We start from the raw sequence: 12504 nt of genomic DNA, 5'->3' as shown, positions 1-12504 counted from the left end.
TCCAGCCTTCCAAGCTGGAAAGGTGGGTTCGATTCCCACTACCCGCTCCATTAAACAACTGAAATCAGTTGTTTTTATTTATATACAAACAATTTAATATATTATGCACCTATAGTTCAGTTGAATAGAGCGTTGGACTTCGAATCCAGAAGTCGTGGGTTTGAGTCCCACTGGGTGCACCAAAAGTTAGTGATGCCAACGGTTTATAGAAATCTAAACTGTTGGTATTTTTGTTACTACAACCATTACTATAACCAACAGGTGTAAATAATGAAAGTGAAATTTCTTTAATTACGGCAACAATTTAATGTTATTAATCGGTGTATGGGAAACCATGCACTTTTTTTATTGGTTCAAATTATAAGATCGTGAATATCAAATAGAATTAAAAGCATATGAGGACGGAATCAATTAGAGTGAGTTAATGGCTCACTCTAATTTTTTATATGAAAGTAGATTTGATATGAATCTATTGTCTTGATAAAGATTATATTCAATTTGTGATTCGTTTCTTTCTTTTGTGAATCTATTACCTATATGAGTTATTATAGCACCAGTGCTAGTTTTACTAGCATCAAGTACATATTTAATATTTTTACCATCATAGGTTAGCATTTTAATTATGGGTTCGCCTTCAATGGTAAATACTATAACATTGATATTATCTGGCTGACATTGTAAGACATTATTAAAAAAAATCAATACGGGAGCTTCATAATCAATGATTGTATCAGAGCTTATAATTGAACTTATTGTGTATTTAAACATAGGTTCTGACATAATAACTCCTTTTAAATTTAATCATGATTCAATATATAGTATTAATTCTTTTAATGTGCATAGTCCAACAAAGATTTTTTATATCCCTCCTATTTCGGGGGATTTTTTATTGAGGGAGCGGATACCACTAGCGCCCTACTAGATACGAAATTTTCCCTAAATGAATTTTTAAGAATACATAACTTACAAAATATGTTATGGTTTATACATATATAGTATTTAAATGCGTACTAACTACTGAATTTTAATTTACGAACAATGTTCGTTGATAATTAAACAATATGTCATTTGTATATTTTCACAAATTACAAATTTTTGTAAAGATTTAATAGGATTATCTAAAAACTATGCTATAATTATCCATAAATTAAGTCAGAATCAAAAATATTACAGCACTAATTGCAATTTTTACACCTGGAGGGATGTTTATTTGAGTACTTTATATAAAACAGTAGATTCAATCTTAAATAAATCTATATTACGAAAATATAAATTTGGATTTACTGGGGAGGCATATATTGATTCAAGTGAATTTGAAATAGAGTATAACATGTATTTGCCTATATTAAAAAAATATTTCAGCGTCAAAAAACCGTTTTATTGTAACAGAAATAATTCTTATTATTCAGAGGATTTAGATGAAACAATAGATTTATTAAGGGCAATACTTATAGATGCACCTAGTATTCTAAATTCTGAAATGCTATATAATAAGAAACAATTTGTTATTTTTTCGCTTACACAACATATGCTTTCATGTCTAGCAAAATTAATTGGTATAGTATTTTCTTATAATACTCTGAAAAATAGTTATTATGAATTACTAAAATGCTACCTTTCAAGATTTACTGACTATTTAGTGCAGATTATATTTGATGAGGACTTTTATGATTTTCCTAAATTATATTTTGGCTTTATTGATAATTTATTAATAGATATGAAGAAACTTAATATTACTAGTGTCCGGGAATATTCAGAAATGGATAACATTCTTGTTATGACTACTGCCTTTTTTGCGTTATGTGACTATATAGGAGTAAATGATATAATAATCTCTCCATTACAAGGAGCTGCTTTGATACCACCTTTTTATATTTCTATGCTAAACTATATGAATGCTACAAAAAAAGATTTTAGTAAAATATCCTATGACTATGTTAGATATTCTAGATATGATACTTCTCATTTTTGTCAAGAATCTTTATATGAACAAGTTTATCATTTAAGTACTAAGTACCACGCTGTTTCAAAAATTATATTGATAGATGATAATACAGGCACAGCAATTACTATTAAAACAATAAAGAATGAATTGCTAAGATACTTTACAAATATAACGACAGGTGTCTTAGAATATTATTGGGAAGCAAAATTATATAAAGCTGACACCTATCCTGCATTTCAACTAGATGATATTGATTTAATAACCCCTTTATGTTATAGACATTATGAAATACTTGGTGAGCAAATAGACTATATAAAAAATTTAAAAGAAATTCATACTAGATATAGTCAAGGTTCATTTAATAAATTGAGTATGATTTATAATGAGATAGATTATAGTCAATTTATATCAAAAAGTAGTATAGATGAACTGTGCAAATTAAGGATTTTAAACATATATGAAAGATTTAAGTATTTAGAGGATATAATGGCTGATTATCATTGTAGGAATATTTAAAATATATTTTGTAAATAGAGCTTACCATTTCTTTATTTATCGAATATACATTACAAACCGAATTATTGTCCAGAATGCTGTATTATTCAAAGTCAAATTTTCAGCATTTTTTAGTTCGGAATGTTCTATAAATGTGTAGCAGTAAAAATAAATACTATATCAAAAAATCACATTATTCAAAATGAATTATGTGATTTTTTGATATTGATGCTTCTCCTTATGAAGATTCATCTCATCCAAAACAGTCGTCTATCAATAAGATTTTGTATCTTCTATTATTCTTTGGTGATAAATACCACATTTTATATAGATTTATCGGATACTGTAAGTTTATTATTGGGAGGTTTTTTTATATATTTAATGTAAAATATTTAGATTTCTGCATGATAAGGGGATCTAAATACAATAAAATTAAATTTTATTGTATTTTTTAAAACTTAAATATAGAAATGTAATTATAGTTATAGTTAATATTCCTATTTCTATCAAGTTGCCTTCCGTCACTAAATATGCCACAACTAATAAAGGAATAAATACTATAATATAAGCAATTATATGTATTATTTTCCACATGCAATTTTCTTCATGTTTAAATTTTAATTTTATTAATCTATTTACATACATCATACTTAAAATAGTAATAATAAAAACTATTATAAATGGAATCATACTATCCCTCCAATAACTAATATTTACTTAATTATAACATTTAAGTTAACCTATGTAATAAAGTATACTATAATTAATACAGGGTATATATTTTGATATAACAATGAAAAGTTAATTTTAAGTGAAATTTTATAATAAGTATTATTTTGGCTATAATATAAATATCAAACAATGTGAAGTTTTATGTGAATAAGTATAAAAATGAGGACAAAGATTGTGAATAAAATTATTTTTAATGTTAAAATAGAAATTGAGATATTTAGATTTAATTAAATTAGTATGGATAGATTATTTAGAGGAATGGAGGGATGAGAAAGGTTATGGAATTTGATATATTTTCACTAGTTGAAAATGATGAAATTGAATGTAAGAAAGCTGGAGGGGGATTACCTAAGGATCTATGGGAAACTTATTCAGCTTTTGCTAATACAAATGGAGGAGCAATTCTTCTTGGAGTGAAGGAAGAAAAAGGGAAGTTCTATCCTATTGGAGTAGAGAATGCTGAAGATATTATTAAGGACTTATGGGACAATTTGAATAATTCTAAAAAAGTAAGTTCTAATATATTAAGTAATAATTCTGTTGAAACTAGAGTAGTAAATGATAAAACAATAGTATTAATAAATGTACCAAAGGCAGATAGAAGGCAAAGACCAGTATATATTGGAGAAAATCCATTTAATGAAGGCAAGAGTTCTGGAACATTTAGAAGAAATTATTCTGGAGATTATAAGTGCTCTAGTGAAGAGATAAAAAGAATGTTAGCAGATCAGGGTGAGATATCACAAGATAGTGTTATTTTAGATGGATTTGGCATAGAAGATTTAAACATTGATACTATAAATAGTTTTAGGAATAGATTAGGTACTCTAAAACCACAACATCCATGGCTATCGTTAGATAATACTACATTTTTATATAAACTAGGTGCTTATGGAAAAGATAGAAAATCACAAAAAGAAGGAATAACTGCAGCTGGACTTTTGATGTTTGGAGAGGAAAGATCAATTGTAGATGAATTTCCTAAGTATTTTTTAGATTATAGAGAAAAAGTTTCAGATGAAGTTAGATGGGATTATAGAGTTATTTCATCTGATGGAACATGGTCTGGGAATTTATTTGATTTTTATTTTAAGATTATAAATAAAATAACAGATAATTTAAATATTCCTTTTAGAACTATTGATGGAATAAGGCAAGAAGATACAAGGGTTCATAAGGCTGTTAGAGAAGCAGTTGCAAATGCAATTATACATGCAGACTATAGATTACCTAGAGGGATAGTTATTGAAAAGGGAAAAACTTATTTTAAATTTTTAAATCCAGGTAATTTACGTATAACAAGAGAAGAAGCACTTAAAGGTGGAGTTAGTGATCCGAGGAATGAAAACATATTTAAGATGTTTAATTTATTAGGTGTTGGTGAAAGAGCTGGTTCAGGTCTTGAAAATATTCATTTAGCGTGGAGAGAACAAAAGTGGATAGTTCCAGATTTAGAGGAAAGCTATGATCCAGATAGAATTACACTTACTTTAAAAACAACATCAATATTACCTAAAGAAAGTATTGAAAAGCTTAAATCAGTTCTTAAAGAAAAATATTCAAAATTAAGTAAAGATGAAGTTATGGCTTTAGTTGCAGCAGAGCAGGAAGAATGCGTAACTAATAATAGATTGCAGCAACTTCTAGATACCCACACAGTAAATAGTAATAAAATATTATCTTCATTAGTAGATAAGGGGTTTTTAGAAGCAGATGGTGTTGGAAGAGGAACTAAATATTTGCTTTCTAGTATGTTTAATATTGAAGGTTCAAATCCTAGAGATGATGGGGATAATATAGTTAATGATGCAAAACTTAAAGATAATGAAATTAAAATATTAAATTATGTAATACAAAATGGGTATATTACTAATTCAATCTGTAAATCTGAATTAGGCTTGGAAAAATATAAAAGTGTAAGATTATTTAATAGTTTGATTAAAAAAGAAAAAATAAAAAAAGAGGGTTCAGGCAATAAAATTAGATATGTTCTAAAATAGCTAAAGTGTAACGTAAGTAATGAAAATGTAACGAAAAGCAGTATGAGTGCAACGAAGTGACAGAAAAGTGCAACGAAGCAATAAAAAAGTGCAACGAGGTGGAATGAAGAAAAATAAAATGGAATTATAAATGTGGCGAATAACCGGCGAACATACGGCGAAGAATTAGTAAGTGACTATTATTATAATATGGTAAAGTTTTTGGAAGACTTTTATAATTAAAGATACTTGAAACAGAAAGGGGAGTGTAAGAATGCAAAATATAGATTATAAAAAATTTCTGCAAGTACTACAAGAAACTAAAGGAATTCATAATTCACTAAATGAAATACTAAAATATGATTTTATATATCATTCAAATAAAATAGAAGGAAGTACGTTTACAACAGAAGCTCTGCAACTTTTATTTGAAAAGAATATAGTTAAGGGAACTCATAAACTAGATGATGTTCAAGAAACAGTAAATTCATTTTATACATTTGATATGGTAATTGATACTTTAGATAAAAAGCTGACTTTAGACATGATAAAAGAATGGCATGGTAGTCTAATGTATAGAACTAGTTTATATGATATGGGTCTTGCTGGAATATTTAAAAAATATCAAAATAAAATACTTGGAGCTGATTTTGAAACAGCGAGTCCTTTAGAAGTTGAAGATAAGTTGAATATTTTAATCAATAATTTTAATTCACTGGAAAAAGTAACAATTGAGGATATAGCAAGATTTCATTTAGAATTTGAAGTTATTCATCCATTTCAAGATGGCAATGGTAGAATAGGACGATTCATATATTTAAAGCAGTTATTAGATAATAGACTAGAATTAAAGTATATGAATGGTGAATCAGCTGACAAATATAAGAGTGCATTAGGTGCGGCTTCAAAAGATGATATAAAACCATTAATTCAGTATATAGAAGATCAAAAAGATTTTATAGTAGAAAATAAAAATATGTTTTAATAATTGGTGCTATGCAGAAAAATTAAATGAAATATAAATATAGCGAATAACCGGCGAACATGGGGCGAAGAATTAAGCAGGTGATTATTTATAATATGGTAAAGGACCATCTACTAGATATATATTAGTGGATTAAAATAAATCGTTCGTTTATCGTTCGCCTATCGTTCACTTAATCGCCCGCTTAATTAATCGATTGATAGAACGATTGTTTTGAAATTTATTGCTATATATAGAAATTTATACTGATTTAGATAAAAACACACTGTTTAGTGTTAATAAAAATATAAAGGAGATAATTATGGTACCAATAAAAATTAAAGAATCTGCGAAAAAATATGTAGAAACAAATAAAGATGAAAAATTAGATGATGTAATAAAAAGGTTGGAAGAATCATTAGAGAGAAAAAATTCTGGTGTTAAATGCAGTTGTTGTAAATCAAGCCCAATTTGGGCTCTTGGAAGTGCATTAGGTGGATTTGAAGGTTGTTTTACATGTATAGCTTGTGAAACTGATGATTCAAGTGATTATGAAGTTATATAAATTTTAGGAATGCGAATATATAATAAAGTTTAATTAGGTTAACGGATAGACTGTTATTTTTAAATATACTTTAAGTAGTAGAGGATGTGGAACGGAAAGTATGGAGGAAAGAATTAAGGAGCTTACATTATTGTTATTATATCTAACCTCATGGGATGAGAAAATTATGGAATATAAGATTAAAAGAAGCTGGAAGGGATATGATTTTGATATTCTTAACGACTTAGAAGAAAATGGATTAATAGATGGAGGCAGAAGATCAAAATCAGTACATTTTACAGATGATGGTGTAAAGAAAGCTGAAGAATTGATTAAGAAGTATTTAGGTTCATTAGAAAACTAATTTTTACTGTACTTTATGAAAAATGTTAATCATGTACGCGTTCTATAAAATTATAGAATTCAATAAAAAAATCTGGAGAAAATTTTACTTTACAGAAATTGGAGTAAATAAGATTTTTAAATTTTACAGACACTGTCTGTAAAATTGACTTGGTCCAATTTGTTAGAAATTATAAGATTATGATAGTAGATTTAAAGAGAAAGAAGTAAAAGTTTACCCCATTTTTGCCCCTTATCCAATAACATTGGACAGTAATAGTTAACAATATGGAATATATTAGGAAACGTATTTGAGCCATTTAGGACTAATTAATAGTAATAAATACCAAGTTATATATTTCCGGAAGTCGTGAGTTCGAATCTCACCAAGTGCACCATTAAAGTAGTAATACCAACACTTTAGAATTAAGCTAAAGTGTTGGTATTTTTTGCGAACTTAACATCACTAGCCCAAAATAATTTGTAAGTTTTTTTAAATGAAATTTTTCAAATATTAATACATTGATTATCATAAATTTTATTCTTCAAAAAAGGTTATACTAGTTTCATCATATGAAAGTGAGGAATCAGAGATGACGATGATAAAGAAAATAGTGGTTATTTTAGAGTGCATAATTATTATGTTTTTTGTTATATCGCATTATAGCATTAAGAAAGTTAATGCAATAACAAATATGATGAGGCAAAAAAATGTAATAATAGATGTGGTATTATTTGATTTTGAAGATAAATATATTTCATTAGTTAAACAAAATTTAGAAGATATACAAAAACAAAATCCAGAAAAAGTTAGATTTAATTTTTATGATAGTAAAGGTAATCAAGCAATACAAAATGAAATTCTTGATAATATATCAAGGAGGAGTCAAGATATATTGCTTATAAATTTAGTTGATTCAAAAGCTACAGAACAAGTCATTGAACGGTTTAGGCAAACAAACATACCTATTATTTTTTTTAATCGAGAGCCTGTTCCTGTAGAGAGCATTAAATCGTATAGTAACTCATATTATGTTGGAACAAATGCAAAAGAGGCGGGTGAGTTACAAGCCGAGATTCTAATTAATTTATGGAATAATAATAAAGAAATCATAGATAAAAATAATAATGGAATTTTGCAATACGTTATATTACGGGGACAGCAAACCAATATAGAGGCACAGGAAAGAAGTGAATCAGTTATTTCAACTATTGAAAAAGCAGGAATAAAAACTGAACAAATTCACTCAGTGGTAGCAAACTGGAATAGAGATTTAGCGAGAGAAAATATTAGTTCATTATTTTTACGATTTGATACAAAAGTGGAAGTAATAATTGCAAATAATGATGAAATGGCAATAGGTGCTATTGAAGCATTGCAAAAGTATGGATATAATCTAGGCGATCCAAATAAAACAATTACGGTTGTTGGTATAGATGCAATTCCTGAGGCTCAAGAATTAATAAAAAAGGGCTTTATGGCCGGGTCCGTTCTTCAAGACCCTGCTGAGATGGCAAAAACTATCTATACATTAGGAACTAATGTGCTTCAAGGAAAAGAGCCGTTATCCGATATACCATACCAATTTGATGAAACAAAAATAGCAATTCGCTTGCCATATAGAAAATATATGTTTTGAAAACTAAGTATTTTGAGCAATCAGAACAATATTAAAACATTATATTATTAAATAAGTAATACCAATACTTTAGTTTGATGCTAAAATATTGGTATTTTAATTTTGCGCTTTTTTGCTCAAAATAATTTTACACACATTTACATATTAGATAATTAGAAAATTATTAAAACTAGGGAATTATTTTTGTAAGCATATAATGTCAATAAATTACATTAATGTGCAATCAATACATGTTAGAAATGCAAATTATGGGTTTTTATGTAAAAGTAATTTAATAAAAAGGAGGCTATTTATGGGTGAGGTCAATGACTTTAAATTTGTCAAAGTTGAGGATTTTTTTAAAGAAAGCATCGTATGGGAAAAATTAACTGGTGTAATATCACCTGATTATGACGATAAATTAAAAGCTCTATCTCTTAAGTTTGAGAATTCTACAAATGATAATTGTTTATTAGTTATTCAATTCCCGAGGAAGGATTCCTTTGTAAGTTTTGCAAAGTTACCAAGTGGAAGTGTTATAACATATACAACACCTGTATCAGAAATCTTTAGTGAAATGTATAAAAATATATTTATAGGCTTAGCAGTTATACTTATTGTTGTTTTGATATGTATATATTTTGTCATTGCAATGTTAAAGCATAAACTAACAGCACCTATAGACATTTTATCTGAATACTTTGAAAAAGTTTCTAATTTTGATTTAACTCAAAGCATAGACGAAAAACTTCTTAATAGAAAAGATGAAATGGGAGAGTTTTCCAATTGGCAAATGCAATAGTTGAGAATTTAAAGTCCTTCGTTAGTACAAGTTCAGATGTTTCAAATCAACTAATGATATCATCAGGTAACTTTACACAAATATCTGAGCAATCAACAAAGGCAGCCGAAGAAATAACTAAGACCATGCAATATTTTTCAGAAGCTAGTGTAGAACAAGCTAGAATGGCGGAGACGGGCTCAAATAAAATGAATGAATTAAGTTTATCTTTAGATAATGTGTATCAAACAAAGGATAAATTCCAAAATATATCTCATAATTTAGATAGCGTTAAAACATCTATGACACACTTTATAAATGAGTCTGAGGTAGTTGAAAAAGTTAAAGATGAATTTGTAACTATAATTCAGCATCTAATGCTTCATACTCAGAAAATATTTCAGCTGCTACTGAAGAGCAATTAGCATCTCTTGAAGAAGTAGCAAGTACAAGTGCATTATTATTAAGTTTATCTGGTGAATTAAAGACAATGATAGATAAGTTCAAACAATAAGAATGATGAATTTGGCAAATAGCAGTGATTATGAATAGATCACTGCTATTTTTAATAAAGAGAAATTCAAAAAAAATGGAACACCGATGCAAAATGTTCTATAATTATTTTAAAGGAGAGTTTTATATGTTATTAATAAATAAGATGGAGAATACAAAGCTAACAAGGATTGAAGAAGATATTGCTGAGTAAAGGAGAGTCACAATGATGTACAATGAGATATTAGAAAAAGCAAGGACATGTATAGGAGATTATTGTAAAGCTTGTCAGGAATGTAATGGAAAAGCTTGCAAAAACAAAATTCCAGGACCTGGTGCTAAAGGAATTGGTGATGTAGCCATAAGAAACTATGATAAATGGAAAGAAATCAGAATTAATATGGATACTTTAGTAGAAAATAAACCAGTTGATACAAGTGTTCATTTATTTAATCAAAAATTCAAATACCCAATTTTTGCTGGACCAGTAGGAGCAGTAAATCTTCATTATGGTGATAAATATGATGATATGTCATATAATGAGATTCTTGTTTCCTCTTGTGCAAAACATGGTATTCTAGCATTTACTGGTGATGGGACCAATCCAGAAGTGATGAAAGCAGCAACAGAAGCAATCAAGAAAGAAAATGGTTTGGGTATCCCAACAATTAAACCTTGGAACTATGAAACTATTTTAGAAAAAATGAAATATGTTAAAGAATCAAATGCCATTGCTATAGCCATGGATATTGATGCAGCAGGATTACCTTTCTTAAAAAATTTGACACCTCCTGCAGGAAGTAAATCTGTAAAAGAATTAAAAGAAATCATAGAAGCTTGCGATAAGCCATTTATTGTTAAGGGAATCATGACTGTTCAAGGAGCATTAAAAGCTAAACAAGCTGGTGCAAGTGCCATTGTTGTATCTAATCATGGAGGAAGAGTTTTAGATCAATGTTTATCAACGGCTGAAGTGTTAAAAGATATTGTTGATGCCGTAGGTAATGATATGAAAATCTTTGTTGATGGTGGTATTCGTAGTGGTGTAGATGTCTTTAAAGCACTTGCCATGGGAGCAGATGGCGTTTTAATTGCTAGGACATTTGTAACAGCGCTATATGGTGGTGAAGATGAAGGTGTTCAAACATATGTTGATAAAATTGGAAATGAATTAATAGAAACCATGACAATGTGCGGAGCGCATAGTTTAGATGAAATTACTCGTGATATGATTTCAATTCCTTGGTAGGGAACTGATGAAAAACTAATATTGCTGATTTGATATGAATATAACCATGCTAAATTGAGAAATAGTATCTTAATTTATGCATGGTTTTTTGTGTTAATTAGAGCTTTTATGCATTTATGCAATAGCTCATTTGTTTCACTTAAATTCTATATAGCAAAACTAAAATAGCGAAAATAAAGAAAATATGAAACGATGCTTTAATAATGCTTTATAAATAACATGAAAAAATAAAGATGGGCTTTCCAAAGAATTTTTTGTGGGATGGTGTACTTATTTTTTGTGTAATATATTTACAATTAAGTGATTTAATTGTATAATTTTAGTGAGTTGAATTTTGAGAAAAAGGTGAGATTTTAGTATGAAATTAACGGGGACGATTCTTAAAAGGTTAAGGGAGAAGAATAATAAAACTTTAGAGGAACTGGTTACAGAGATTAATGACAAATATAATATTGGTTTAAAGGTAAATGAGTTAAAAAAATCGGAAAGTGGAAAATCAGAGATAAGATATGATAAATTGAAGTGTTTGGCATTATATTATAATGTTACTACAGATTTTTTGTTAGGTTTTGACTTGGATGAGTTTGTAGATATTATTGATTTTAGACAAGACTTTGAAATTCTTCAAATGGTAAAGGAATCAAAAGAAAGAATAGCTAAGCGATTAAAAGATTGTAAAATAGTTATGAAAAATAAAGCATAATTAGAATTTGTTATGTACAATGTTAAGATACATAATAAATATACTAGGTTCTGATATCACCAAGTGCACCATAAAATAAATGATACAACATTTTAATTTAAGACTAATAATGTTGTATCATTTATTTCACAATCTTTTTAAGGAAGGAACAGAATTTTTTATAGTAGTTAGAAAAGAGTTATTCAAGATATTTGATTATAAAAGTTGAAGAGAACCAATCAGCTCTTGTTAGAGAAGAAGCTTAAAATACTATTAAATACTATTAGTGACTTGTATGATAATTAAATTATTCTAAAATATAAGTTAATATATGGATTATTTATACAACAACTACATCTAGTGTATCAATATGTGAAATAAATAGAAAAAATAAGTATTTAGAAGAAATATGAATATAATTTCATGTGGTTAATGAAATGAGAGTTTGTAGAGTGGATTAAAGATGGTAAGATGAAATACGTCGCTGAGAGCGGTAAACAACTTAAGAAAATATCTGAAAGGCTCTGAAATGAAGAGTTTAAAAGAAATTTAAAAAGTTGTTGACAAGCTTAAAACAACGTGATAAGATAATCAGGTCGCTTGTAAGTGACAACAAAAAAACAATAAGTTACAACGAAAGTTGTAGAAAGAAAATGGTCTTTGAAAATTGAACAGAATAA

The 12504-nt window shown here is 27.9% G+C and carries 12 protein-coding genes and 1 tRNA gene; 11 read left to right on the top strand and 2 right to left on the bottom strand.

Annotation, left to right across the window (positions count from 1 at the left end):
• Positions 1 to 105: 105 nt before the first annotated feature.
• Positions 106 to 182: transfer RNA gene (locus GXK56_RS26995), tRNA-Arg, on the top strand.
• Positions 183 to 429: 247 nt separating this feature from the next.
• On the opposite strand, the gene GXK56_RS26990 is transcribed toward GXK56_RS26995, so the two are convergent.
• On the bottom strand, positions 430 to 780 hold the full coding sequence (locus GXK56_RS26990; RefSeq protein WP_243156281.1) for a DUF4362 domain-containing protein: 351 nt from the start codon (positions 778 to 780) through the stop codon (positions 430 to 432).
• A gap of 430 nt (positions 781 to 1210) precedes the next feature.
• Between GXK56_RS26990 and GXK56_RS26985 the strand changes: the two genes are divergently transcribed.
• Positions 1211 to 2461 carry a hypothetical protein gene (locus GXK56_RS26985; RefSeq protein WP_160693322.1) on the top strand — a complete coding sequence of 417 codons (1251 nt, stop codon included), beginning with the start codon at positions 1211 to 1213 and terminating at the stop codon, positions 2459 to 2461.
• Positions 2462 to 2872: 411 nt separating this feature from the next.
• Here GXK56_RS26985 and GXK56_RS26980 read toward each other — a convergent pair whose 3' ends face one another.
• Complete coding sequence (locus GXK56_RS26980; RefSeq protein WP_160693320.1) at positions 2873 to 3130, bottom strand: hypothetical protein; 258 nt, start codon at positions 3128 to 3130, stop codon at positions 2873 to 2875.
• 308 nt (positions 3131 to 3438) lie between these two features.
• Here GXK56_RS26980 and GXK56_RS26975 point away from each other — a divergent pair, with 308 nt between their 5' ends.
• The 9 genes from GXK56_RS26975 to GXK56_RS26935 all read left to right on the top strand — a co-directional run bounded on the left by GXK56_RS26975 (position 3439) and on the right by GXK56_RS26935 (position 11845).
• Positions 3439 to 5172 carry an RNA-binding domain-containing protein gene (locus tag GXK56_RS26975; protein ID WP_243156280.1) on the top strand — a complete coding sequence of 578 codons (1734 nt, stop codon included), beginning with the start codon at positions 3439 to 3441 and terminating at the stop codon, positions 5170 to 5172.
• A 253-nt stretch (positions 5173 to 5425) separates the two neighbouring features.
• Positions 5426 to 6136, top strand: a complete 711-nt coding sequence (locus GXK56_RS26970; protein WP_160693318.1) for a Fic family protein — start codon at positions 5426 to 5428, stop codon at positions 6134 to 6136.
• A gap of 301 nt (positions 6137 to 6437) precedes the next feature.
• Positions 6438 to 6680, top strand: a complete 243-nt coding sequence (locus GXK56_RS26965; protein ID WP_160693316.1) for a hypothetical protein — start codon at positions 6438 to 6440, stop codon at positions 6678 to 6680.
• A gap of 100 nt (positions 6681 to 6780) precedes the next feature.
• Positions 6781 to 7023 carry a DUF6429 family protein gene (locus GXK56_RS26960; protein ID WP_160693314.1) on the top strand — a complete coding sequence of 81 codons (243 nt, stop codon included), beginning with the start codon at positions 6781 to 6783 and terminating at the stop codon, positions 7021 to 7023.
• 571 nt (positions 7024 to 7594) lie between these two features.
• A complete protein-coding gene (locus GXK56_RS26955; RefSeq protein WP_160693312.1) occupies positions 7595 to 8641 on the top strand; it encodes a galactose ABC transporter substrate-binding protein in 1047 nt (348 codons plus the stop codon).
• 292 nt (positions 8642 to 8933) lie between these two features.
• Complete coding sequence (locus tag GXK56_RS26950; RefSeq protein ID WP_160693310.1) at positions 8934 to 9422, top strand: methyl-accepting chemotaxis protein; 489 nt, start codon at positions 8934 to 8936, stop codon at positions 9420 to 9422.
• Complete coding sequence (locus GXK56_RS26945) at positions 9407 to 9826, top strand: hypothetical protein (protein ID WP_160693308.1); 420 nt, start codon at positions 9407 to 9409, stop codon at positions 9824 to 9826. The genes GXK56_RS26950 and GXK56_RS26945 overlap by 16 nt, the downstream gene beginning before the upstream one ends.
• A gap of 293 nt (positions 9827 to 10119) precedes the next feature.
• Entirely contained in the window at positions 10120 to 11142 is a 1023-nt protein-coding gene (locus GXK56_RS26940) for an alpha-hydroxy-acid oxidizing protein (protein ID WP_160693306.1), read from the top strand.
• Between the two features lie 358 nt (positions 11143 to 11500).
• Positions 11501 to 11845: a helix-turn-helix transcriptional regulator gene (locus GXK56_RS26935; protein ID WP_160693304.1), complete on the top strand. Its 345-nt coding sequence runs from the start codon at positions 11501 to 11503 to the stop codon at positions 11843 to 11845.
• Positions 11846 to 12504: the final 659 nt, after the last annotated feature.

This window comes from Clostridium sp. C2-6-12 (genome assembly GCF_009928485.1).
Taxonomy (GTDB): domain Bacteria; phylum Bacillota; class Clostridia; order Clostridiales; family Clostridiaceae; genus Clostridium.
This window is presented reverse-complemented; position numbering and strand designations above follow the sequence as displayed.

Excerpts from the sequence above, each read along its gene's own strand:
- GXK56_RS26990 (WP_243156281.1), bottom strand. The coding sequence starts at position 780 with ATGTCAGAACCTATGTTTAAATACACAATAAGTTCAATTATAAGCTCT.
- GXK56_RS26980 (WP_160693320.1), bottom strand. The coding sequence starts at position 3,130 with ATGATTCCATTTATAATAGTTTTTATTATTACTATTTTAAGTATGATG.
- GXK56_RS26975 (WP_243156280.1), top strand. The coding sequence starts at position 3,439 with ATGAGAAAGGTTATGGAATTTGATATATTTTCACTAGTTGAAAATGAT.
- GXK56_RS26970 (WP_160693318.1), top strand. The coding sequence starts at position 5,426 with ATGCAAAATATAGATTATAAAAAATTTCTGCAAGTACTACAAGAAACT.
- GXK56_RS26965 (WP_160693316.1), top strand. The coding sequence starts at position 6,438 with ATGGTACCAATAAAAATTAAAGAATCTGCGAAAAAATATGTAGAAACA.
- GXK56_RS26960 (WP_160693314.1), top strand. The coding sequence starts at position 6,781 with ATGGAGGAAAGAATTAAGGAGCTTACATTATTGTTATTATATCTAACC.
- GXK56_RS26955 (WP_160693312.1), top strand. The coding sequence starts at position 7,595 with ATGACGATGATAAAGAAAATAGTGGTTATTTTAGAGTGCATAATTATT.
- GXK56_RS26950 (WP_160693310.1), top strand. The coding sequence starts at position 8,934 with ATGGGTGAGGTCAATGACTTTAAATTTGTCAAAGTTGAGGATTTTTTT.
- GXK56_RS26940 (WP_160693306.1), top strand. The coding sequence starts at position 10,120 with ATGATGTACAATGAGATATTAGAAAAAGCAAGGACATGTATAGGAGAT.
- GXK56_RS26935 (WP_160693304.1), top strand. The coding sequence starts at position 11,501 with ATGAAATTAACGGGGACGATTCTTAAAAGGTTAAGGGAGAAGAATAAT.